Consider the following 24,623-nt stretch of genomic DNA (forward strand, 5'->3'; position numbering starts at 1 on the left):
ACGCTCAGGCCGGGACGGATCGGCTCGAACCCGCGGGAAGCGGCGGCCTCCGCGCGCCATGTGGCCTGGCGCCGGAGAGGATCCCGCGGGGGGATCGGGGCACCGGGCTCGCGGAGAGTTCGACGGCCCCCTGGTAGCAGCGCAGCGCGCTGTCGTGGCTGCCGGCTTCCGCGGCCCTGCGGCCCGCGTCGATGAGCGCCTGGCATGCCTCCTCGACCACGGAGTCGGCCGGGCGTCCGCTCGTCGCGGACAGCGTCCCGACCTTGCGGAAGTGGTGGACGAGGAGGTCCGCGCAGTCGGCGGGCAGGGTGTCGATCCACGCGATGGCCCGCCGGTGCCTGAGCAGCCGGTCCTGCCGGGTGAGCTGGGCGTAGGCGATGTCGCGGACCAGGCGGTGCCGGATGACGTATTCGGTGTCGTCGGGCATGCGGCTGCGCCGGACCCGGCGCAGGAAGTCCGTGCGTTCCAGCGCTCGGAGTGCCGCGTCGACCTCGGGAAGCGTTCGCCCTCCGACCGCTGCCACCCCTGCCGTCCACAACGGCCCCTCGAAAGCCGCCGCGTCGCGCAGCACCGCCTTCTCCGCGACGGGGAGGGTGTCGAGGCGGGCGGTGACCAGGGCGCGCAAGGCGGGCGGCACCTCCGGCACCGCGTGGGCGGGCAGGCCGGGCAGCGTAGGCGCGTACTCCTCGGCGTACCGCGGTATCCCGCCGATGAGGGCGAGCACGTTCGGAGCGACGGGGATGCCGGGGGGACGGGTCTGCAGGCGGTCCAGCAGGGCGGTGGTCGCGGTGTCGGAGAGCGGGTCGAGCAGGACGGCCGTCGCGTCGCGCTTGCCGCAGCACCAGCGCGGGCGACGCCGGCGCAGTTCGGTGCGCGCGGTGGCGACGATCAGCAGCGGGACACGCAGGGCGCGTTCGGTGAGATCCTCGACCTGGTCGAGGAAGGCCTCGTCGGCGAGGTGCAGGTCCTCCAGGACCAGGACGACGGGTTGCCGGGCGGCGATCTCCTCGACCAGCGTCCGCCAAGCCGCGAACACCTCGGCGAAGGCGGGGCCGTCCTGGGGCGGCACAGTGGCGCCGAGGCCCAGGCAGGGGCGGAGGCCGGACAGGACCCGTTCCGCGGCCGGCCCGGCGCCCAGCAGATCCCGGACGGCGCCGGCCAGCCGGCGGTCGGAGACCGCGGCGGTGGCGCCGACGGGGATGCCGCAGTACGCCCGGACGACCGCGGCCAGCGGCGCGAGCGCGTCCGTCCGCCCGAAGGCCGTCACCCGGCCCGCAAGTCGGCGCACGGGGACCGGCAGGGCGTCGATTCGCCGGCCGAACTCGGCGGCCAGTCGGCTCTTCCCGATCCCGGGCTCGCCGAGCACGGTGACCAGGTGCGGTCGTTCGCGGCGTCGCACGTCGTCCAACAGGCCGGACAGGAGATCGAGTTCGCGGTCCCGGCCGATCAGCGGGACGGACGTCCGCGGCTGCTCCCGAGGCTGTGCCGGCGGGCTCCCGGCGGCGTCGGCCGCCACCGGGTGGACATCGGCCGCGGCCGCGCGGGTCCGGTCGCACGTCCGCACGTCCTGCGGTCCGGCCGATTGGAGCAGTTGTTCGCAGTGGTCGAGGACGGCGCCGGTCACCTCGGCGGGATGCCGGTCGTCTTCGCTGCGGTAGCGGGCCAGCACTTCGCCGGTGGCGACGGCCATGTGCACGGTGATACGGAGGTCCGGCAGGTCGAGCCGGTCGCGGATGGACACGGCGGTGCGGACCGCGCGGGACGGGTCGTCCTCGTGAGTGCGGGGCAACCCGAAGAGGACGGGGCGAATGGGGCCGACGGGTTCGCGCACCAGGCCGCCGAAGCGGGCCGCCTCCTCGGTGATGATCCGGTGCAGGTCGCGCTGCGCCTCGTCGAGCTGTTCCGGGTCGTCGGTGCCCGCCCGGGCGCGGATCAGGAGGATGCTCGCCTGTTTCCGTTCGGTGAGGGCTGGGGCGGCGGGTGGAGCGTCGGCGGGGGCGGGGGCGGAGCGCGTGCGGGTGTCCGGCGCCACCGGGGCGGCGTTCGGTAGGTGTCCGGGCGGGGGCAGGAGGTCCAGCACCGGGTGCTGGTTGAGGATCGACCGCTCCAGGCTCTGCAGTTCGGGGGCCGGGTCGAGACCGAAGCCGTCGACGAGGCCGTCGCGCAGGCGTTGATAGGCGGCCAACGCCTCGGCTTGCCGGCCGCAGCGGTAGAGCGCGAGCATCAGGAGGCCGCAGGTGCGTTCCCTGGTCGGCTCCTGCTGGCCCATGGCGGCCAGCTCGCCGACGACTTCGCGGTGTCGGCCGAGCGCCAGCTCGGCTTCGACGCATTCCTCGAACGCGGTCAGCCGGGTCTCCCGGATCACGGCCAGCTCCGGCCAGCGCACACCGGTCTCCGCGACATCGGCGACGACCGGGCCCTGCCACAGTCCCAGCGCCTCGCGCAGGAGGAGTGCTCCGGGCTCGCTGTCGCCGGCGCGCAGGGCGGCGCGGCCGCGGCGTATCAGCGTGTCGAACTGGGTCAGGTCGATCGCGTCGGGATCGATGCGGAGGACGTAGCCGGGGGAGACGGTCGCGAGTTCGGGGCCGGTGTCTGTGCCGGTGCCGGTGCCGGTGCCGGTGTCGGTGCCGAGGGCGCGGCGCAGGCCGGCGACGGCGTTCTGCACCATCTTGCGGGCGGTCGGCGGCGCTGCCTCGCCCCACAGGGCCTTGACCAGTTCGCTGGTGGCGACGACGCGGTTGGGGTGGAGCAGCAGAAAGGCGAGCAGGGCGCGTTGATTGGTCCCGCCCAGGGGCACCGGGCCGTCGTCGCGGACGGCTTCCAAGGGACCCAGCATGGTGAATCGCATTACCGCCCCCGTCGGCGAAGAATTCTGATCGGAACGGGAGTCTAGGAGCGGGGGACCGGAATTCGGAGTCATGACTTAGCAGAGGGCAAGCGGATGCGGTCCGCGGTGATTTCGGTCGTCACGGCGCCTTTCGCGACGAGTTGCCGCAGTGCCTGGTAGACGCACAGCAGTGCCCAGAGTTCCTGGCGGACTCCCTCCGCCGTGCGCGAGCGAAGCACGCCGCGGGGCCGCCGGAGGTCGGCCTTCACGAGGCGCAGGATGATCCGGATGTGCCAGCGGCCCGCATAGAGCTGGGCCAGTTCGAGGGCCGGTGCCCGCTCGGGAGAGGTCAGTGTGGTGATCAGGACGAAGCGTTCGCACGTGCCGTCGTCCGCGGCCACGTGGTACTCGACGACCCGGACGCTCGCCCTGCCGCGGCCGTGGGCGTCGTGCAGTTCGGACCGGTAGGTGCCGTCGGGCAGCCGCTCCTCGACCGGCAGGTCGAGCGACTCGTCGACACGCCACAGCAGTTCGGCGCCGGTGGCGGCCGCGGACAGATACGACGCGGCGGAGACGAAGGGCCGGTCGGCGAGCAGCAGTACGCCGGGTCCGAGGTGCCCCGAAAGCCCTTCCAGCAAAGCCTGTTCGTCGACGTCGGCGGATTCGACGACGGCGCCGATCGGTGCCAGGCTGCCGCACTCGGCCAGGGCGGCCAGCCGCGCCTGCGGCAGTGTCCCGTCGGCCGGCACGCCGAAAGCGGCGTTGGTGTCCGGGCCGGCGGGCAGGTCGAAGTCCACGGCGTCCACGGCGACGGTCCGCAGTCCCCGCCAGAGCACGTCGTCGTCGGCGCCCGGAGGCGTCGGGAAGGCGGTGGCCTCGAACAGGGCCTTCATCGGCGCGCTGCCCAGGCGCTCTCGGGCCCGCGAGACGGCCCCGTCGGTCGGCACCGAAGAGCCGTCCCAGCCCTGGGCCCACCGCAGGCCGCCAAGCAGGCTCCGCAGCACGCGCAGGTAGCCCTTGCCGAGGTCCAGCCACAGGGCCATCGACAGATACACCATGAGCCACGCCGGCAGCATGCGGGTACGCCGCTCCCGTGTGCCGGTCGCTTCGACGACAGCGTCCACCAGCGGGCGGGGGAAGGCTGTGGTCAGAAGTCCGATCGCCACGTCGTCGGTCAAGCGGCCCTCGGCCGCGGAGACATCCTGAACCGCCATGGGGTGATGGTGTCGCAGACGGACGTTAAGTCAGGGCTGGGCATGGGTAATTGCGCCATCAATTCATGCATCTTTCATATTCTCCGAGTTCGTGTTCGCATGGAAAAACCGGGAGTAGAGTCCGATCTGACATCTCAGCATGTGGATACCGTGGTGCACGGGCAGACCCCGCGCGGCGGCGGCCCGCAGTAACGGGGTGTCGTGCGGTTCCATGACGAGATCCGCGACCAGCGTGCCCGGCGCCAGGTCCTCCGGAGCGAAGGGCAGCGGATCGGTTGCGCGCAGCCCGAGCGGCGTCGCGTTCACGGCGAGATCCACCGGTCCAGCGGCGGGCCCGGCGGCCACGCGCCCCGGCCATGCCGCGCCGAGCCGGTCCAGCAGGGCGGCCAGCTTCGGGCGATCCGGGTCGAGGACGGCAACGTGAGCCGCGCCCGCCGTCAGCAGCGCCGCTGCCACGGCCAACCCGGCACCGCCCGCCCCCGCGAGTGCGACGCGGCGGCCGCGTACCGGGCGTTGGTGTTCGGCGAGGCCGCGGACGAAGCCGACGCCGTCGAAATTGTCGGCGAACCAGCTTCCGTCCGGCTCCCGGCGCAGCGCGTTGGCGCTGCCGACCAGCATCACGGTCGGACTCAGCTTGTCGGCGTGGGCGCACACGGCGAGCTTGTGCGGCACGGTCACCAGCAAGCCGTCCACATTCCCCGCGGCCTGAAGGCCCGTCACGACGTCGGCAAAGCGGTCGGTGGGGGCGTGGACGGGGACGACGACGGCGTCGACGCCGCGCCGGGCGAACTCGGCGTTCAGCAGCGCGGGTGCTTTGACCTGGGCGACCGGGTCGCCCAGGACCGCGAACACCCGGGTCCGGCCGGTGACGGGCACGCCGGGCATGTCAGCCCGCCTCGCGCGGCATGGCGTCCAGGAGGTCGGCCACGGCTTGCTCCGGGACATCGCGGACGACTTCGGGACCGTGGGGGCCGTCCAGGACGAAGGCCAGGCCGGTGGTCGCCTTCTTGTCGCGGCGCATCAGCGTGACGAGTTCCGCGGTGGCCACGTCCGCGGGCACCCGGGTCGGCAATCCGTAGTGGCCGACGACGTCGAGGTGCTCGGCGACCCGGGCGGCGTCGATTCGGCCCAGCACGCCGGCCAGGCGCCCGGCGAAGACCGTGCCGATGGCGACCGCTTCGCCGTGCCGCAGCCGGAAGTCCGTGGCGAGTTCGAGGGCGTGCCCGAGGGTGTGGCCGTAGTTGAGGATGTGCCGCGGGCCGCTGTCGCGTTCGTCGGCTGCGACCACCGAGGCCTTGAGCGAGACGCTCGCGGCGATCTGGTCGGCGAGCGGCGCGTCCCGCAGGTCGCCGGCGCCGATGAAGTGGCAGCGGGCGATCTCTCCGTAGCCGTTGATGCGTTCGCGCGGCGGCAGGGTCTCGAGGTAGTCGGTGTCGCACAGCACCGCGGCGGGTTGCCAGTATGCGCCGACCAGGTTCTTGCCCTGCGGCAGGTTCACCGCGGTCTTGCCGCCGACACTGGCGTCGACCTGCGCGAGCAGCGAGGTCGGCACATGCACGACCGGTACACCTCGGTGGTAGAGCGCCGCTGCGAGACCTACGGCATCCGTGGTCGTCCCGCCGCCGCAGGACACCACCGCGTCGTCCCGGGTCAGCCCGAACTCGGCGAATCGGCTGCACAGTTCCTCGACCCAGGCGAGGGTCTTGCCCGGCTCGCCGTCCCGAGCGGGGACATGGAGGGCGGGCACTCCGGGGTCGGGCACCCAGGCGCGCGGCCGGGCCGACACCACGGCGACACGGCGCGCCCCGAGTCCGGCGATCACACGCGCCAGTTCGTGCCGTGCCCCCGGTCCGATCAGCACCGGGTAGGCCCGGTCGCCAAGCTCGACGTCGATGCGGCGCAGCGCGGCGTTCGCCGGCGCCGCGGGCGGGAGGGCGATGGTCAACGTGTCGTTCCTTCCACGTGGTTCGGCGTATCGGTGCGGCCGGAGGCGGTGCGGGCCTCGCGCGCGAGGGCGAGCGCGCCGTGCAGCGAGGACAGCGCGCCCAGAGCCGCCGGGGCGACCGCGGGTACGGCCGTGCCTGGCCGGGCGAGTTGCCGGGTGTGTGCCTCGACACGGGCCGTGAAGCCGGCCAGGCCCGCCGCGACGCCGCCGCCGATCACCGTCGTTTCGGGGTGCGCGAGTTCGGCGAGGGAGACGACGGCGGCGGCCACCGCGGCGCAGGTCTCGTCCACCGCGCGGACCGCCCAGGGCGCGCCGTCGGCCAGGGCGTCGCGAAGTCCGGCGAAATCGGTCGCGGAGCCGCGCAGCTCGGCGGCCCTGCGGAGTGTCGCGGGCCCCGAGGCGGCGGCTTGGAGGCAACCGCGGCGCCCGCAGTCGCAGCGTGCGCCGGCGCGGTCGATCACGATGTGCCCGACCTCGCACGACCCGCGCTCGGGACCGGGGAAGAGCCGTCCGGCGCGGACGATGCCGCCGCCGACCCCGGTGCCGACACCGAGGTAGACGACGTCGTCGCGGCCCGCGTGCACGGACTCGGCCAAGGCCGCGAGATCGCCGTCGTCGGCCCAGCGCACCGGTGTGCCGGGGAAGAGGCGGCGCAGCCCGTCGCCGAAGCGGAACTCCGACCAGCTCGGTCGGCCCGGCCACGCGGACACGGTGCCATCCCGATCGAGCAGCGCGGGCATCGCCACCCCCACGGCCGCGAAATCCCCCCAACGGCTCTGCAGCGCACGGACGTCCGCGGTGAGCGCGGCCCAGTCCGCGGCGGGGTCCGCGGGGGTGCGCCAGCGCAACACGGACTCCTCGGACGCACCGCCCTCGCCTTCCGCCCGCAGCGCCGCTTTGGTGCCGCCCAGGTCGATGCCCAGCACAGGGCCGGAAGCGGGCCGCGCCGCCATCAGGACTGCGGCACCTTCGCCAGGAGCGCCCGCGCCGCCAGCCGGTAGCCGAGCGAGCCGAGGCCTACGATCACGCCGTCGGCCAGGGGGGCGAGCACGGACTCGTGCCGGAACGTCTCGCGTGCCCACACGTTCGACAAGTGCACTTCGATCCACGGCCGCGGGTACGCGGCCAGCGCGTCCCGCAGCCCCCAGCCGGCGATCATCAGCGCGCCGGGGTTCACGATCGCCCCGACCGTGTCGGACGACTCGTGCACGGCCGCGATCAGTTCGCCCTCGGATTCGCGCTGGACCGACACGACCTTCCAGCCCCGCTCGCCGACTTCCTCGCCGACCGCGTCGACGATGTCGGCGAGAGTGTCGGTGCCGTAGATCTCCGGCTGGCGGCGGCCGAGTATCCCCAGATTGGGTCCGTTCAACAAAAGCAGCTCGCTCATGCAGCGGTTATAACAGCATTCTTCGGGGGCCTCGGCGGAAGTGCCGGGGGAGATGCGGAACAAGGGAAATATAGGGGGGCCGATAGGGGAGGTGACGTTCTTGTATTTCCTGGGTTAGCGTGCCGGTCGCGGAATTGATGCGCCGTTCCGGGCATCTTCGCGCAGCATGCCCCTCCAGGGAAAGGCAGTGGGAATCTTGAGTGCGAACCGAACCCCGGCCCCGGAATTCCCGGCGTGGCCGCAGTACGACGACGCCGAACGCGAAGGACTGATCCGGGCGCTGGAGCAGGGCCAGTGGTGGCGCATCGGCGGCAGCGAAGTCGACGCGTTCGAGCGAGAGTTCGCGGAGTACCACGGCGCCGAACGGGCACTGGCCGTCACCAACGGCACCCACGCCCTCGAACTCGCCCTCCAAGTCCTGGGCGTCGGCCCCGGCAGCGAGGTCATCGTCCCCTCGTTCACGTTCATCTCGTCCTCGCAGGCCGCGCAACGGCTCGGCGCGGTGGCGGTACCGGTGGACGTCGACCCCGAGACGTACTGCCTGGACGTGGCGGCCGCCGCGGACGCGGTCACCCCGCGCACGCGGGCGATCATGCCCGTGCACATGGCCGGCCACTTCGCGGACATGGACGCGCTCGACAAGCTCTCCGCGGACACCGGTGTCCCGGTGATCCAGGACGCCGCCCACGCGCACGGCGCGCAGTGGCGCGGCCGGCGCGCCGGCGCCCTCGGCTCGCTTGCCGCGTTCAGCTTCCAGAACGGCAAGCTGATGACGGCGGGCGAGGGCGGAGCGGTCACGTTCCCCGACAACGCGTCGTACGAGGAGGCGTTCCTGCGGCACAGCTGCGGCCGCCCGCAAAGCGACCGCCGCTACTTCCACCGGACATCGGGGTCGAACTTCCGCCTCAACGAATTCTCGGCCGGCGTGCTGCGCGCCCAACTCGGGCGACTGGACGAGCAGATCGCCACGCGCGAGGAGCGGTCGGTGCTGCTGCGCCGCCTGCTCGCCGAGATCCCCGGCGTCGTGCCGCAGGGCCGCGACGACCGGGCCGACCGGGTGCCGCACTACATGGCGATGTTCCGGATCCCCGGGATCGGCGAGGAACGCCGCAACGCGCTCGTGGACGACCTGGTCGCCCGCGGGCTGCCGGCCTTCGTCGTCTTCCGCGCGATCTACCGCTCCGACGGGTTCTGGGAGACCGGCGCCCCCGAGACCACCGTGGACGAACTCGCCCGCCGCAACCCGGTCGCCGAGGCGCTCACCGCCGACGGGATCTGGCTGCACCACCGCACCCTGCTCGCCGGCGAACGGCAGATCCACGACATCGCGGAAATCCTCGCCGACGCCCTGGCCGCGCTGTGAACGACGGCGGCGCCCCCGCCCGCGGTCCGGGCGCGGGCACGGTCGTCCGGGTCGCCCTCGTCGGGCTCGGCTGGGCGGGCCGCACCCTGTGGCGGCCCCGGCTCGACGCCCACCCCGCCTACCGGGTCACGGCGCTCGTGGAACCCGATCCGGGCGTCCGCGCGGCGGCGGGCGGCGATGTGCCGGTCCTGGCGGACGCCGACGACGTGGACCCGGCGTCGGTCGACCTGGCGGTGGTCGCCGTACCGAACCATCTGCACGCCCCGGTCGCCGCCCGGCTCCTCCGCCGCGGCATCGCGGTGTTCCTGGAGAAGCCGGTGTGCCTGACCGTCGCCGAAGCCGACCTGCTGGCCGCGGCCGAACGCGACGGCGGCACGGTTCTCCTGGCGGGCAGCGCCGCCCGCCACCGCGCCGACGTGCAAGCCCTGCGCGCGCTCGCGGCCGAGCTGCGGCCGATCCGGCATATCGGCGTGTCCTGGGTCCGGGCCAGGGGAGTGCCGGACGCCGGGGGCTGGTTCACCAGCCGTCGGCTGTCCGGCGGCGGCGCGCTGGTGGACCTCGGCTGGCACCTGCTGGACACCGCCACCCCGCTCCTCGGCACCGCCCCCGCATTCCGGCACGTCCTCGGCACCGTCTCCGCGGACTTCGTCAACAGCGGCGCCCGCGAAGCCGATTGGCGGGGCGCCGCGGCCGGGGGACGGCGCGGCGACGTGGAGGACACCGCGCGCGGCTTCCTCGTCACCGAGGACGGGGTGTCGGTGGCGCTGCACGCGTCGTGGGCGTCCCACGAACAAGTCGACACCACCCGGATCACCGTGGAAGGCGCCGCCGGCACCGCCACGCTGACCTGCACCTTCGGCTTCAGCCCCAACCGGCGCCCCGCCCCGGTCCTCGTCCGCACCCGCGACGGCGTGACCACCGAAATACCGCTGCCTGCCGATCCGATCGGCGCCGAGTACGACCGGCAGCTCGACGCCCTTCCGGCACAGTTGGCCGACCCGGCGGCACGCGGCCTGGCCGCGGCCCACGCGCGCCGCACGATCGCCGTGATCGAACGCCTCTACGCCGCGGCCGCCGCACCCGGCGCCGCCACCGCGAAGCCCGAACCCCGGCCCGCCGCGGTGACCTCGGCCGGCTGACCGGCCCGGCCACCCGCGAATCCCCGACCTTCCAGGGAGAATCCCGTGTCCGCAGAGAGCCCCGGCGTACCCGCGCCGACTTCCGGCCCCGCCCTACCCGACAACGTCGCCGCGAGCCGCGACCGGCCCCCCGGCACCACACTCACACTCCCCACTCCCGCACCCCACGCCGTCGTCTTCGACCTCGACGGGGTACTCGTCGACAGCTTCGGCGTCATGCGCCAGGCATTCCTGGCCGCCTACGCCGAAGTGGTCGGGGACGGACAGGCGCCCTTCGAGGAGTACAGCCGCCATCTCGGCCGCTATTTCCCCGACATCATGCGCATCATGGGCCTGCCCGCCGAACTGGAAGGACCGTTCGTCCGGGAGAGCTACCGGCTCGCCCACCAGGTCACCGTCTTCGACGGCGTACGCGAGTTACTCGCCGAACTGAACGACCGCGGCCTGCGGCTCGCCGTCGCCACCGGAAAGAGCGGCCCACGCGCCCGGAACCTGCTCGAACAGCTCGGCCTGCGCCGCTACTTCGACCACGTGATCGGCTCCGACGAGGTCGCACGGGCCAAACCGGCACCCGACATCGTGCTGCACGCCCTCCGCCTGCTGGACGTGCCGCAAAGCCGCGCGATGATGATCGGCGACGCGGTCACCGACCTGGCCAGCGCCCGGGGAGCAGGCGTCACCGCCGTCGCGGCGCTGTGGGGCGAGACGGACGAGGCCGCGCTCCTCGCCGAGAAACCCGACGCCGCGCTGCGCCGTCCCGCCGACCTGCTGGCGCTGTGTCCGCCCCTGGCCGCCCCGTGACCGTGCCGTGTCCCGGCTGCGCGTCCGCAGCCATGCCCGCGCCGCCACGCGCCCCGGTACTCACCCGAGTGCCGGGGCGCGTTTCGCTATCGCCGGGACCGCGGACAGGGTCTTCGTAGGGGGACGGTTAGGGGAAGTCGCGAGCGGCGGCGCGACAACACTGGAATCGACGGCGAATTCCCCGCGAGGAATCCGCGGTGCCCGCCGTCCATTGCCCTTCTCCTGCCAGTAATTGGAAGTGACGGCATGCTGCGCACCGAACTGATCCGGCCGCTCCCCGAAATCCTGGCCGGGCATGCCGCGGACCGCGCGGACAAGCCCGCATTCCGGGACGCCTCCCGCGTCGTCACCTACGGCGAATTGGAGTCGCGGACCCGGCGCGTCGCGGGCCACCTCGCAGAGCACCGGATCCAGCCGGGCGACCGCGCCGCCATTCTGCTCGGCAACAGCGTCGAGACCGTGGAAAGCTACCTCGCGATCCTGCGCGCCGGCGCGATCGGGGTACCGCTCAACCCGCGGGTCACCGCCGCCGAGCTGGACTACCTCCTCGACGACAGCGGGGCCCGCGCCGTCGTCATCGACCCGGTGCGCGCCGAGCAGTTCGGCGCCCTGCTGCGCGAACGCGCCGACCTGACGATCGTGGTGACCGGTCACCGGCCCGTGCCTGCGGGCACGCTGTCCTTCGAAACACTGGCGAGCGCGGAACCGGCCGCCGCGGCCCGCGACGACCTCGCGTTGGACGACCCGGCCTGGATGCTCTACACCTCGGGCACCACCGGACGCCCCAAAGGTGTGCTGTCCACCCAGCGCAACTGCCTGTGGTCGGTGGCCGCCTGCTACGTGCCGGTCCCGGGCCTGGGGCCCGACGACCGGGTGGTGTGGCCGCTGCCGCTCTTCCACAGCCTGTCGCACATCGCCTGCGTCCTGAGCGTCACCGCGGTGGGCGCCACCGCCCGGATCCTCGACGGCTTCGCGGCCGGCGACGTCCTCGACGCGGTCCGCGAGGAGTCGGCGACCTACCTCGCGGGCGTCCCCACGATGTACCACCAGCTGGTGCGCGCCGCCCGGGAAGACGGCTTCCAGGCACCCGACCTGCGGATGTGCCTGGTCGGCGGGGCCGCCACCACGGCCGCGCTGCGGCGGTCCTTCGAAGCGGCGTTCGGCGCACCGCTCATCGACGCCTACGGATCGACCGAGACCTGCGGGTCGATCACCGTCAACTGGCCCACCGGGGCCCGGGTCGAAGGGTCGTGCGGGCTGCCCGTGCCCGGCCTCGGCGTGCGCGTCGTCGACCCCGAGACGGGCCTCGACGTCCCCGACGGGACCGAGGGCGAGGTGTGGGTCCGCGGCCCCAGCGTCATGCTCGGCTACCACAATCAGCCCGATGCCACCGCGGAAGCGCTGCGCGACGGCTGGTACCGCACCGGCGACCTCGCCCGCCGCGACCGGGCCGGATACTTCACCATCTCCGGGCGCATCAAGGAACTCGTCATCCGCGGCGGCGAGAACATCCACCCCGCCGAGGTCGAAGAGGTGCTGCGGTTGGTGCCGGGCGTGGCCGACGTCGCGGTGGCCGGCAAACCGCACGACGTGCTCGGCGAGGTGCCCGTCGCCTTCGTGGTCCCGACCGAGGACGGCTTCGACGCCGACGCCCTGCTGGCCGCGTGCCGCGAGCGGCTGTCGTACTTCAAGGTCCCCGAAGAGCTGTACGAAACCGACCGCATCCCGCGCACCGCCTCCGGCAAGATCACCCGCCACCTCCTGCTGGACGGGCCCGCCCGGCTGCGCGCCACCGGCGGCGGGACCTATGAACACCTCTACCGCACCGACTGGCTGCCGCTGTCCTCGGTGCCCGACGGCCCCGGGGCCGGCACGCTGCGCCGGGCCGTCGTCGGCGCCGACGCCGCGGCGGCGGCCGGACGGCTCGACGGCGCCACGACATACCCCGATCTGACCGCCCTGCGCGCCGCCGGGACCGTTCCGGACATCGTCGTGCTGTCCGCGAACGTCCGTGAAGCCGGTGCCGGGGCGCTCGCCGACACCGTCGTGTCCGCGGTGCACGACCTCGGCGCGGACCTCGCCGCCTGGCTGGCCGACGACCGGTTCGCCGCCACACCGCTGACCATCCTCACCCGGGCCGGGGTTGCCACCGGTGCCGACGATCCCCGCCTCGACCTCGTCCAGGCGGCGCTGTGGGGAGCCGTCCGCACCGCGCAGGCGTCCCATCCGGGCCGGTTCGCCCTCCTCGACCTCCCCCCGGACACCGGCCTGTCGGAGGCCGTTGCCGCGGCCTCCTTCGGCGAGTCCCAGCTCGCCGTGCGCGAAGGCGTCCCGCTGCGTCCTCGGGCGTCCCGTGTTTCGTCCGCCCGCGGGCCCGAGGCTCCGGTGGGCGGCACGCCCGACCCCGGTGCCGCCGTCCGCGCCGCGCCGCACGGGACCGTCCTCGTCACCGGAGCGGACGGGCCTGCCGCCGCGCGCATCGCCCGGCACTTGGTCACCGGGCGCGGAGTCCGCCGGCTGGTGCTGGTCAGCGAGCGCGGCGCCGCCGATCCGGGCGCCGCCGAGCTGCGCGCCGAACTCCTCGGCCGCCACGCCCACGTCACCTTGCTGGACGCCGACCTGGCCGACCGCGACGCGGCCGACGCGCTGCCCGCCCGGGCGGACGCCCGCATCGACGCCGTCGTCCACACCACCGGAGCCGTCTTCCCCGGGCTTGGGAAAGCCGTGGCGGCGGCGCTCAACGTGCACGAAGCACTCGCGGGCCCGGACGTGTCCGCCTTCGTGGTCGACCTGCCCGCCGACGGCGTGCTGGGCGCCCCGCGGAGCACGGCGGACGTCGCCGCCGCGGCTTCCTTCCTGGACGCGCTGGCGTACGACCGTGCCGCACGAGGCCTGCCGGCACTGGCGCTCCACACCGGCCCCGCCGTGGGCGACGGGCAGGCCGCACCGGGCTGGCTGGGCCGCCTCACCGCGCACGACAGCGCGGCCCTGTTCGATGCCGCGCACCTGGTGGACGGCACGTCACTGCTGCTGCTCCGCCTCGACACCGAGGGTCTGGACGCCCTCGACGCCGCCGCGGTCCCGGCACCGCTGCGCGGCCTCATCGACAGCCCGGCACCCACCCGGACTTCGGACAACGCCGCCGCCGCGGCGCTGCGTCACCGCCTCGCCGGCCTCGGCGACGACGAGCGCTACCGCGCCGTCCTCGAACTCACCCGCACCGAGGTCGCCGCACTCGCGCCGGGCCGGGCGGCCGTCCCCGCCGACGTCCCGTTCAAAGACCTCGGGTACACCTCCGTGCTCGCCGTCGGCCTGCGCGACCGGCTCGCCGCCGCGACCGGACTGCACCTGCCCGCCACCCTCGCCTTCGACCGGCCGACCACCGCCGCCGTCGCCCGCCACCTGCTCGACCTGCTCGACGGGACGACCGCGTCGCCGACGACCGCGAACACCAACCGCACGCGCTCCGAGGAACCCATCGCGATCGTGGGCATGGCCTGCCGCCTCCCCGGCGGGGTGGCCTCGCCGGCCGACCTGTGGCGCCTCGTCGCCGAAGGCCGGGACGCCATCGGCGAGTTCCCCGCAGACCGAGGCTGGGACCTCGACGCGCTCTACAACCCCGACCCGGACGCACCCGGCACCTCTTACGCACGACACGGCGGATTCCTTACGAACGCCGGGGACTTCGACGCGGCCTTCTTCGGGATCTCCCCACGCGAGGCCCTGGCGATGGACCCCCAGCAGCGGCTGCTGCTGGAAGTGTCGTGGGAGGCACTGGAGACGGCCGGCGTGGACCCGACGTCGCTGCGGGGCGCGAACGTCGGGGTCTTCAGCGGGCTGATGTACCACGATTACGCGACCGGACTTGACGACCTTCCGGACGGCCTTGAGGCCTACCTCGGCACCGGCAACGCGGGCTCCGTGGCCTCCGGCAGGGTCTCGTACACCCTGGGCTTCGAGGGGCCCGCGGTGACCGTGGACACGGCGTGCTCGTCGTCGTTGGTCGCGCTGCACTTGGCTGCCCGGTCCCTGCACGACGGGGAGAGCACGCTGGCACTGGCCGGCGGTGTCGCGGTGATGGCCCGACCGACGTCGTTCGTCGAGTTCTCGCGGCAGCGCGCCCTTTCCGAGGACGGCCGGTGCAAGGCGTTCGCCGACGCGGCGGATGGCACCGCCTGGTCCGAGGGCGTGGGCGTGCTCGTCCTGGAACGCCTGTCGGACGCCAGGCGGCTGGGGCACGACGTGCTGGCGATCGTGCGCGGTTCGGCGGTGAATCAGGACGGCGCGTCGAACGGATTGACGGCGCCGAACGGTCCGTCGCAGGAGCGGGTGATCCGGCAAGCGTTGGCGAACGCCCGGATCACGGCCGCGGACGTCGACGCGGTCGAGGGCCACGGCACCGGGACGACACTGGGCGACCCCATCGAGGCACAAGCGCTGTTGGCCACGTACGGGGCGCGGCATTCGACCGAGCAGCCTTTGTGGCTGGGGTCGCTGAAGTCGAACATCGGTCATGCGCAAGCCGCGGCGGGCGTCGCCGGGGTGATCAAGACGGTCTTGGCGCTGCGTCACGGGGTACTGCCGCGCACGTTGCATGTGGACGCGCCGTCGTCGAAGGTGGATTGGTCGGCGGGTGCGGTCGAGCTGTTGACGGAAGCTCGCGCGTGGCCGGAGGTGGACCGGCCGCGTCGCGCGGCGGTGTCCTCCTTCGGGGTCAGCGGGACCAACGCGCACGTCATCCTCGAACAGGCGCCCCCGGGCGTCGAAGCCGCCGATCGCCCGCACGCGGCCTCGCCCTACGTGCCTTGGGCGATCTCCGGACGCACCGCCGACGCGCTGCGGTCGCAAGCCGAACGCCTGGCGTCCGTCGCCGACGCGCCGGGGACGTGGGACGTGGCGGCAGTTGGACGCACCCTTACAGCCTCGCGTGCCGCCCTGGCGCACCGCGCGGTCGTGGTGGCACCCGACCAGGCCGCGGCGCATCACGCGCTGCTGGCGCTGGGCCGTGGTGAGGCCGGAGCTTCCGTGGTGTCGGGGACGGCCGATGTCGACGGCCGACGGGTCTTCGTGTTCCCCGGGCAGGGTGCGCAGTGGGCGGGGATGGGGCGGGAACTCCTCGCCTCGTCGCCGGCGTTCGCCGAGGCCCTGGCCGACGTGGGCGAGGCGCTCGCGCCGTTCGTGGACTGGTCGTTGACGGACACGGTCCGCGACGGTGACGCCGCGCTCCTCGACCGGGTCGACGTGGTGCAGCCGGTGTCGTTCGCGGTGATGGTGGCCCTGGCGCGGGTGTGGGAGTCGTTCGGCGTCGTCCCGGATGCGGTGATCGGGCATTCGCAAGGGGAGATCGCCGCCGCGCATATCGCGGGGGCGCTGAGTCTCGGGGATGCGGCGGCGGTGGTGGCGTTGCGGTCGCAGGCTATCGCGCGGGGTCTTGCCGGTCGTGGCGGCATGGTGTCCGTCGCGGTGTCCGCCGATCGGGTTCGGGAACGGCTTGGCACGGGTGTGGAGTTGGCCGCGGTCAACGGCCCCTCGTCGGTCGTCGCCGCGGGCGATCCGCCCGCGCTGGATGCGCTCGTCGCCACGTTCGAGGCCGAGGGTGTGCGGGTTCGGCGTATCCCCGTGGACTACGCGTCGCACACGTCCCACGTCGAGGCGATCGAGGAGGAGTTGGCGCAGGTCCTCGCCGGGGTGAAGCCTCGGGCGGTGCGGGTCCCGTTCTACTCCACCGTCGACGGCGGATGGCTCGAGGGACCGGAGTTGGATGCCGGCTACTGGTATCGCAACCTGCGTCGCACCGTGCGGTTCGCCGACGCGACCGCCGCGCTGGCGGCCGACGGCTACCGCGCCTTCGTCGAGGTCAGCCCGCACCCGGTGCTGGTCCCGAGCGTGACCGAGACGCTGGACGAGCTGGTTTCGGCACCCACGGTGGTCACGGGCACACTGCGCCGCGACGACGGCGGCCTCGACCGGTTCCTGCTCTCCGCGGCCGAGCTGTACGTCCGCGGAGTCCCGGTCGATTGGACGCCGGCCTTCGCCGATGCCACCCCGGCAAGCCCGTCCGAGCTGCCGACCTATGCCTTCCAACACCAGCGCTACTGGTTGGAACCCGGCCCCGGGCGAGGCGACGTCGCGGCACTCGGTGTCGACGCCGTGGAACACCCGCTTCTGGACACCGGATTGGTCCTGGCCGGCGGAGACGGTGCGGTCTTCACCGGGCGTCTGACCACGCGCGGCGTGCCGTGGCTGGCGGACCACCGGGTCGGCGGTGCGATCCTGCTGCCCGGTACGGCGCTGCTCGATGTGCTGGCGCACATCGGGGGAGCGTTCGATGCCCCGGAGATCGAAGAGCTGACGATATCGGCACCGATCGTCGTGCCGGACGGCGGCGGCACCGACCTTCAGGTGCACGTCGCCGAACCGGTCGACGGCCGCCGAACGGTGCGCCTGCTGACCCGCGCGGGCACGGGTCGGGAATGGTCCGAGAACGCCACGGGCGTGCTCGCCGACGGGCCCGGAACCCCCGGGACCGGACCGGGATGGGCCGACCTGACCGTGTGGCCGCCGCCCGGTGCGCGGCCCGTCGACCTCACCGGACTCTACGACGGCCTCGCGGTCGACTACGGCCCCGCGTTCCACGCGGTCGAGTCCGCGTGGACCAGCGAAGGCACCGTCTACGCCCACCTGCGGCTGCCCGCACCTGCCGACTCCGACGGATACGGCCTCCACCCGGCACTCCTGGACGCCGCCCTCCACCCGCTTGCCGCCGCAGGCTTCTTCCCCGACGGCGGCCGGCCCCGGCTTGCCTTCTCCTGGTCGGGTGTCCACCTGCACGCGACCGGCGCCGGCTCCCTTCGGGTGGTCCTGGCACCGGCGGGACCCGACACCCTCACCTTGCGCGCCGCGGACGACACGGGGGCGCCGGTCGTGGAAGTGGCGGCGCTGACCCTGCGGCCCGTGGATCCCGCCCAGGTGGCACCGTCCGATGCGGCGCTCCACGAGGTCGCGTGGGTGCCAGCTCCGGCTGCGGAGCCGGAACATCAGAACGTCGTGTGGGCGGACCACGCCGACATCGGATCCGGCGACACGGTGCCGCCCGTGGTGCTGCTGCGGGTCGGTGACGGCGACCCGCACGCGACCGTGCCCGAACGCGTCCACGCCGTAGGGCGCGAAGTGCTGCGGGCCCTCCAGGATTGGCTGGCCGATCCGCGGACCGAGGACTTTGTTCTCGTGGTCGTGACCCGTCCCGACGACCTCGTCCACCAGGCGGTGGGCGGCCTCGTGCGGGCCGCGCAGTCGGAGAACCAGGGCCGGTTCGTGCTGGTGGAGACCGGCGAACTCGACGGAGTCGCGGCAGCGTTCGCGGCCGTGCGGGACGAACCGCGGATCGCCGTGCGGGACGGACGGCGCCTGGTCCCGAGGCTGCGGCGCGCCGAACAGCCCGTCCCGGCCGTTCCGTCCCGGCTGGACGGCGGCACGGTCCTGATCACCGGGGCCACCGGCGGCCTCGGCCGACTGCTCGCCGGTCACCTCGTGCGGAACCACGGGGTCCGGGAGCTGGTGCTCGTCGCGCGCCAGGGCATCTCCGACGCCCAACGCGCCGAACTCACCGCGCTCGGAGCCCGGGTACGCGTCGAGGCCGCGGACGCCGCCGACCGGGACGCGCTGGCGTCGGTGATCACCCCGGTGGCGGAGCGGCTCACCGCCGTCGTCCACGTGGCCGGAGTCGTCGCCGACGGCGTCATCGGCGCACTGGACGACGACAAGTGGGCCACCGCGCTGCGCCCCAAAGCGGACGCGGCCTGGCATCTGCACGAACTGACGGCCGGCCTCGACCTGGCGGCGTTCGTGCTCTACTCCTCGGCATCCGGCGTCCTCGGCGGCGCGGGCCAAGGCAACTACGCCGCCGGCAACGCGTTCCTCGACGGCCTGGCCGCACACCGGCACACCCTCGGTCTGCCGGCCGTGTCCCTCGCCTGGGGCCTGTGGGCGGAAAGCGCCGGCATGGGCGGGCGGCTCGGCGACACCGATCTGGCCAGGATGGCGCGGACCGGCACCCGGCCGCTGTCCGCAGAGCAGGGACTCGGGCTCTTCGACGCGGCCCTGGAGAGCGACCGGGCGGCACTGGTGCCGATCCGGCTCGACACGTCCGTCCTCCGCGGTCTCGACGACGTCCCCGCGCTCCTGCGGGAACTTGCGCCCGCCCGCGCTGCCGGGCGCAGTTTGCGCAAAGCCGTGACGACCACCGGGCAGGAGGGCACCTCACTCGCCGCCCGCCTCGCCGGGCTCGGTGCCGCCGAACAAGACGAACTCCTCGTGCATACCGTGCGCGCCGCCGCGGCTGCCGTACTCGGCCACACCGCGGCCGGCGACATCGACCCCCGGCGGACGTTCAAGGACCTCGGCGTCGACTCGCTGACCGCCGTCGAACTGCGCAACCGGCTCAACACCGCCACCGGCCTGCGGCTCCCCGCCACCCTCGTCTTCAACCACCCCACCCCCGCCGGGATCGCCGCTCACCTGCGCGACGAGCTGCTCGGCGGCACCCGGGACGCCGTGCCCGCGCGCACGAGCGGGCGGCCGTCGCCGGCCGACGACGGCGAGCCGATCGCCATCGTCGCCACCGGCTGCCGCTTCCCCGGTGGCCTGGACTCCGCCGACGCCCTGTGGCGCTTCGTCGCGGCCGGCGGCGACGCCGTCACCGCCCTGCCCACCGACCGCGGCTGGGACCTCGACGGCAGCTACGACCCCGACCCGGACGTGCCCGGCCGGACCTATGTGCGCGGCGGCGGGTTCCTGCCCGGCATCGCGGACTTCGACGCGGCGTTCTTCGGCGTCAACCCGCGCGAGGCGCTTGCGATGGACCCCCAGCAGCGACTGCTGCTCGAAGTGGCCTGGGAGACGCTGGAACGCGCCGGCATCGACCCCGCCGCCCTGCGCGGCAGCCCCACCGGCGTCTTCATCGGCACCCACGGCCAGGACTACGGCACCCAGGGCACCGGCGCCCAAGCCGACGAGGGCTACCTGGTCACCGGCAACGCGGGCAGCATCCTGTCCGGGCGGCTCTCGTACACGTTCGGCCTCGAAGGCCCTTCGGTCACGGTCGACACCGCCTGCTCGTCCTCGCTGGTCGCCCTGCATCTCGCCGCGCAGGCGCTGCGCGGCGGCGAATGCGACCTCGCGTTCGCGGGCGGCGCCTCGGTGATGTCCACCCTGCAAGGCGTCATCGGCTTCTCCCGCCAGCGCGGGCTCGCCGCGGACGGCCGAAGCAAGGCCTTCGCCGACGCTGCCGACGGATTCGGCATGGCCGAAGGCGTGGGCGTGATCCTGCTCGAGCGACTGTCGGACGCCCGGCGACTGGGGCACGAGGTGCTGGCAGTCGTGCGGGGCTCGGCCGTCAACCAGGACGGCGCGTCCAACGGCCTGACCGCACCGAACGGACCATCGCAGGAGCGGGTGATCCGGCAGGCCCTGGCGAACGCGGGCCTCACGGCGGCCGACGTGGACGCCGTCGAGGCACACGGCACCGGCACGACCCTGGGCGACCCGATCGAAGCGCACGCCCTCCTCGCCGCCTACGGCGCCGGACGACCCGCCGAACGGCCGCTGTGGCTCGGATCGGTGAAGTCCAACATCGGACACACCCAGGCCGCAGCCGGAGTCGCGGGGATCATCAAAATGGTGGAGGCGATCCGGCACCGCCAACTGCCGCGCACCCTGCACATCGACGCGCCCTCGTCGCACATCGACTGGTCGACGGGCGGCATCCGGCTGCTCACCGAACACCGCGACTGGCCGGTGCACGGCGACCGGCCGCGCCGGGCCGGCGTCTCCGCCTTCGGGGTGAGCGGCACCAACGCACACGTGATCGTGGAAGAGGCCCAGCCGGCCGACGCCGCCCGCGCCGGGGACGACGCACCCGCGGCGGTCGACGGAGCCGTGCCGTGGCCGATCTCCGCGGCGACGGACAGCGCGCGCCGCGCCCTGGCCGCGCGCCTGCTCGACTACGCCTCCGAGCAGCCCGCGCTCGACGTGCCCGGGGTCGGACACGCGCTGGCCACCGGCCGAGGCCTGCTGACGGAACGAGCCGTGGTGGTCGCCGCCGACACTGCCGCCGTGCGGGACGCGCTGGCGGTGCTGTCCCGCGGTGAGACCGGACCCGGAGTGGTCACGGGGTCGGCCGACGTGGAAGGCCGACGGGTCTTCGTGTTCCCGGGGCAAGGGGCGCAGTGGGTGGGGATGGGCCAAGAACTGTCGGCCTCGTCACCGGTGTTCGCGGAGGCGCTGGCGGAAGTTGCCGAGGCGCTGGCGCCGTTTGTGGATTGGTCGTTGCCGGACGTGCTGCGCGACGGGGCGCCGCTGGACCGGGTGGACGTCGTCCAGCCGGTGTCGTTTGCGGTGATGGTGGCTCTGGCGCGGGTGTGGGAGTCGTTCGGGGTCGCCCCGGATGCGGTGGTGGGGCATTCGCAGGGCGAGATCGCTGCGGCGCATGTTGCCGGCGTGCTCAGTCTGGAGGACGCGGCGGCGGTGGTGGCGTTGCGGTCGCAGGCGATCGCGCGGGGTCTGGCGGGTCGCGGCGGCATGGTGTCGGTCGCGGTCTCCGCCGATCGCGTTCGGGAACGGCTCGGCGCGGGTGTGGAGTTGGCCGCCGTCAACGGCCCCTCGTCGGTTGTCGTGGCGGGCGATCCGGCCGCACTGGACGCGCTGGTCACCGCCTACGAGACCGAAGGTGTGCGGGTCCGGCGCATCCCGGTGGACTACGCCTCGCACACCTCCCATGTCGAGGCGATCGAGCAGGAGTTGGCGCGGGTACTTGCGGGCGTGACGCCGCAGACCGCGCGAGTCCCCTTCTATTCCACCGTCGAGGGCACGTGGCTCGACGGACCCGAGTTGGACGCCGGCTACTGGTACCGCAACCTGCGTCGCACCGTGCGGTTCGCCGACGCGACCGCCGCGCTGGCGGCCGACGGCTACCGCGCCTTCGTCGAGGTCAGCCCGCACCCGGTCCTGGTCCCGAGCGTGCTGGACACTCTGGACGAGCGGGAGTCGGCGCCGACCGTGGTCACCGGCACGCTGCGCCGCGACGACGGCGGTCTGGACCGGTTCCTGCTCTCCGCCGCCGAGTTGCACGTCCGCGGCGTCCCCGTCGACTGGACTGCGGCCTTCACCGGCACCACCCCGACAACCCCGTCCGAGCTGCCGACCTATGCCTTCCAGCACCAGCGCTACTGGCTGGAGCCGGTGTCCGAGGCAGCCGACGCGGCGTCCCTCGGCTTGGCGTCGACCGGCCACGCGCTCCTCGGAGCGGTCGTGGATCTGCCCGACGGCGGCGCGGTGTTCACCAACCGCATCGCGGTACGCACGCATCCGTGGCTCGCCGACCACGTCGTGTCGGGGGCCGTCCTCCTGCCCGGTGCCGCATTCCTCGAGATCGCCCTTCGGGCCGGCGAACACCTGGGCGCGGACGGTCTGGACGAGGTGGTCATCGAGACCCCGCTGGTGCTCCCGGAGCGGCAGAGCGCCGAGCTGCGCTGCACGGTCGGCGCCCCCGGCGCGGACGGCCGACGCCCCGTGCACATCCACTCCAGGCCGCACGAGGCAGAGCCCTGGACCCGGCACGTCGCCGGATTCCTCGCGGTGGGACCGGCCGCCGCTCCGCAGTTCGGCTACGAGCAGTGGCCGCCTCCCGGCGCGGACGAAGTACCCGTGGACGGTTTCTACCAGCGGATGGCCGACTCCGGATACGGCTACGGGGCCGCCTTCCGAGGCCTCCGCCGCGCGTGGCGGCGTGCCGACGAGGTCTGGGCCGACGTGGCACTCCCCGAGGAACTTGTCTCCGCGGCGGAAGACTTCGGCCTGCATCCGGCACTGCTGGACGCGGCGCTTCAGGCCGCGAACCTCGGCGCGGCTCCGGCCCCGGAGCCCGGCCGGATCCTGCTCCCGTTCGCCTGGCACGGCGTGGCGCTGCACGCATCGGGTGCCGCGGCACTCCGCGTGCACGCCAAGGCGCTCGGCACAGACGGCATCTCGCTTACCCTCACCGACCAAGTGGGCGGACCGGTCGCGGAGATCGGCGGCCTCGTGCTGCGTCCCGGTGCGGCTGCGGCGACGGCACCCGACGCGTTGTTCCGCCTGGACTGGACGCCGGTCCCGGCCGGCGCCGCCGCGCTGGACACCGGCTCGATTCCGCGGGACGCCGTCCTCGACCTGACCGTTCCCACCGACCTCCCGCCTCCGGCCGCCGTCCGCGACCTCACCACGCGCGCCCTCGCCTTCCTGAACACCCGAATCGTGGCGAGCGACGGCCCGTTGCTGGTCATCACGCCGAACACCGCGGAGGACCCCGCGGTCGCCTCGGTCCGGAGCCTGGTCCGCTCGGCGCAGCTCGAACACCCGGGTCGCATCCACCTCGTGGACACCGACGGCACGGCGGCCCTGCTGCCGTCGGCCCTTCCCGCGTCCGAGCCCCACGTGTCCGTCCGCACCGGCCAGGTCACGGTCCCCCGTCTGGGCCGCGCGCGCGTGCCGGACGACGGCGCCGCCCCGGACTCGGCGAGCGGTACGGATTCCGCCGCGGGACGGCCGCTCGACCCCGACGGCACCGTGCTGATCACCGGAGGCACCGGGACTCTCGGCGGCCTGGTGGCGCGGCATCTCGTGGCCGCGCACGGCGCACGGAATCTGGTGCTGGTCGGCAGGCGCGGCCCCGCCGCACCGGGAGCGGCCGACTTGGCCGCCGACCTCGAAGCGGCAGGCGCGAACGTCCGGATCGTGGCAGCGGATACGGGGGACCGGCGGGCGCTGGCCGCCGTCCTCGACGGCCTGCCCACCCGGCACCCGCTGACCGCCGTCGTGCACACGGCCGGCGCTCTCGACGACGGTGTGCTGACGGCTCAGACACCCGCCCGCGTGGACGCGGTACTCCGTGGCAAGGCCGATGGCGCCTGGCACCTGCACGAGTTGACGCAGGACCGGAACCTGGCGGCTTTCGTCCTCTTCTCTTCGGGCGCGGGAGTCTTCGGAAGTGCCGGGCAGGCCAACTACGCCGCGGCGAACGGATTCCTGGACGGGCTGGCGCACCTGCGCCGCGAGCGGGGACTGCCCGCCGTATCGATCGCCTGGGGCCTGTGGTCGCAGGCCAGCGGCCTGACGGGCCACCTCGGGGACGCGGGTGTAGCGCGCTTGGAGAGCGGCGGGGGACAGCGCGGGCTGTCCACGGCCGAGGCCTTGTCCTTGCTCGATGCCGCATTGCGGGCGGACGACGCCGTGCTGGTCGCCACGCGCCTCGACCATGCGGTGCTGCGTGGGCAGGCCCGGAAGGGCGACCTCAACCCGCTGCTCCGGGGACTCGTACGGGTGCCGCGCGGCACCGCCGCCGCCGCGCCCGGTGCCGAGGACGGATCGGACGCCCTCACCCGGCGCCTGCGTTCCCTCGACGACGCGGCGCAACTGCGCCTGCTGACCGATCTGGTGCGCGGCGCAGCCGCCCACGTCCTCGGGCAGAGCGCGGAAGGGACGGTGAAGGCGTCGCAGACGTTCACCGATGTCGGGTTCGACTCGCTGACGGCTGTGCGGCTGCGCAACCGGCTTGCCGAGGCGACCGGCGCCCGGCTCCCCGCGACGCTGGTCTTCGACCACCCCACGCCCGCCGCGCTCGCGCGGCACTTGCGCGACCGCCTCGGCCTCGCCGCCGCGCCGGAACAGCCGTCCTACCTGCCCGAACTGGAACGACTGGAGGCCGTGCTGCGGGGAGCGGCAGCCGACGCCAAGGCCGCCGGTGCCGAACGGGCCCGGATTGCCGCCCGACTGGAAGCCCTGGCCGCCCGGTGGGCGGCGACCGGTCCGGCGGACGAGGACGGCGTCGACCTGGACAGCGCTTCCGACGACGAGCTGTTCCGGATCATCGACAACGAACTCCAGCCCTGACACGACGACCCTGGGAAGACA

At 73.9% G+C, this 24,623-nt stretch carries 10 protein-coding genes; 4 read left to right on the plus strand and 6 right to left on the minus strand.

Annotated features, from left to right (window positions below; all coding sequences use genetic code 11):
- Window positions 1-4: 4 nt before the first annotated feature.
- The 6 genes from ACPA54_RS33530 to ACPA54_RS33555 form a co-directional block, all read right to left on the minus strand.
- Complete coding sequence (locus ACPA54_RS33530; protein WP_423535505.1) at window positions 5-2,848, minus strand: ATP-binding protein; 2,844 nt, start codon at window positions 2,846-2,848, stop codon at window positions 5-7.
- Between the two features lie 68 nt (window positions 2,849-2,916).
- Complete coding sequence (locus tag ACPA54_RS33535; RefSeq protein WP_423535506.1) at window positions 2,917-4,041, minus strand: IS4 family transposase; 1,125 nt, start codon at window positions 4,039-4,041, stop codon at window positions 2,917-2,919.
- Window positions 4,042-4,104: 63 nt separating this feature from the next.
- Window positions 4,105-4,926 carry a shikimate dehydrogenase family protein gene (locus ACPA54_RS33540; protein WP_423535507.1) on the minus strand — a complete coding sequence of 274 codons (822 nt, stop codon included), beginning with the start codon at window positions 4,924-4,926 and terminating at the stop codon, window positions 4,105-4,107.
- 1 nt (window position 4,927) lies between these two features.
- A complete protein-coding gene (locus tag ACPA54_RS33545; protein WP_423535508.1) occupies window positions 4,928-5,986 on the minus strand; it encodes a 3-dehydroquinate synthase family protein in 1,059 nt (352 codons plus the stop codon).
- Entirely contained in the window at window positions 5,983-6,939 is a 957-nt protein-coding gene (locus ACPA54_RS33550) for an ROK family protein (protein WP_423535509.1), read from the minus strand. Before ACPA54_RS33550 ends, ACPA54_RS33545 begins: the two co-directional genes overlap by 4 nt.
- Complete coding sequence (locus ACPA54_RS33555) at window positions 6,939-7,376, minus strand: type II 3-dehydroquinate dehydratase (RefSeq protein ID WP_423535510.1); 438 nt, start codon at window positions 7,374-7,376, stop codon at window positions 6,939-6,941. The genes ACPA54_RS33550 and ACPA54_RS33555 overlap by 1 nt, the downstream gene beginning before the upstream one ends.
- Window positions 7,377-7,542: 166 nt before the next feature.
- Between ACPA54_RS33555 and ACPA54_RS33560 the strand changes: the two genes are divergently transcribed.
- The 4 genes from ACPA54_RS33560 (at window position 7,543) to ACPA54_RS33575 (ending at window position 24,602) form a co-directional block, all read left to right on the plus strand.
- The gene (locus ACPA54_RS33560) at window positions 7,543-8,739 is read left to right on the plus strand and encodes a DegT/DnrJ/EryC1/StrS family aminotransferase (RefSeq protein WP_423535511.1); all 1,197 of its coding nucleotides are present in this window, start codon (window positions 7,543-7,545) and stop codon (window positions 8,737-8,739) included.
- Window positions 8,736-9,878, plus strand: a complete 1,143-nt coding sequence (locus ACPA54_RS33565) for a Gfo/Idh/MocA family protein (RefSeq protein WP_423535512.1) — start codon at window positions 8,736-8,738, stop codon at window positions 9,876-9,878. Before ACPA54_RS33560 ends, ACPA54_RS33565 begins: the two co-directional genes overlap by 4 nt.
- A 45-nt stretch (window positions 9,879-9,923) precedes the next feature.
- Window positions 9,924-10,679, plus strand: a complete 756-nt coding sequence (locus ACPA54_RS33570) for an HAD-IA family hydrolase (RefSeq protein WP_423535513.1) — start codon at window positions 9,924-9,926, stop codon at window positions 10,677-10,679.
- Between the two features lie 246 nt (window positions 10,680-10,925).
- Window positions 10,926-24,602, plus strand: coding sequence for an SDR family NAD(P)-dependent oxidoreductase (locus ACPA54_RS33575; protein ID WP_423535515.1), 13,677 nt, complete (start codon window positions 10,926-10,928; stop codon window positions 24,600-24,602).
- The last annotated feature ends 21 nt before the right edge of the window (window positions 24,603-24,623 follow it).

The sequence above is a fragment of the Uniformispora flossi genome, assembly GCF_049534875.1.
Lineage (GTDB): Bacteria > Actinomycetota > Actinomycetes > Streptomycetales > Streptomycetaceae > Yinghuangia > Yinghuangia aomiensis.

Excerpts from the sequence above, each read along its gene's own strand:
- ACPA54_RS33575 (WP_423535515.1), top strand. The coding sequence starts at position 10,926 with ATGCTGCGCACCGAACTGATCCGGCCGCTCCCCGAAATCCTGGCCGGG.
- ACPA54_RS33560 (WP_423535511.1), top strand. The coding sequence starts at position 7,543 with ATGCCCCTCCAGGGAAAGGCAGTGGGAATCTTGAGTGCGAACCGAACC.
- ACPA54_RS33540 (WP_423535507.1), bottom strand. The coding sequence starts at position 4,926 with ATGCCCGGCGTGCCCGTCACCGGCCGGACCCGGGTGTTCGCGGTCCTG.
- ACPA54_RS33535 (WP_423535506.1), bottom strand. The coding sequence starts at position 4,041 with ATGGCGGTTCAGGATGTCTCCGCGGCCGAGGGCCGCTTGACCGACGAC.
- ACPA54_RS33550 (WP_423535509.1), bottom strand. The coding sequence starts at position 6,939 with ATGGCGGCGCGGCCCGCTTCCGGCCCTGTGCTGGGCATCGACCTGGGC.
- ACPA54_RS33555 (WP_423535510.1), bottom strand. The coding sequence starts at position 7,376 with ATGAGCGAGCTGCTTTTGTTGAACGGACCCAATCTGGGGATACTCGGC.
- ACPA54_RS33530 (WP_423535505.1), bottom strand. The coding sequence starts at position 2,848 with ATGCGATTCACCATGCTGGGTCCCTTGGAAGCCGTCCGCGACGACGGC.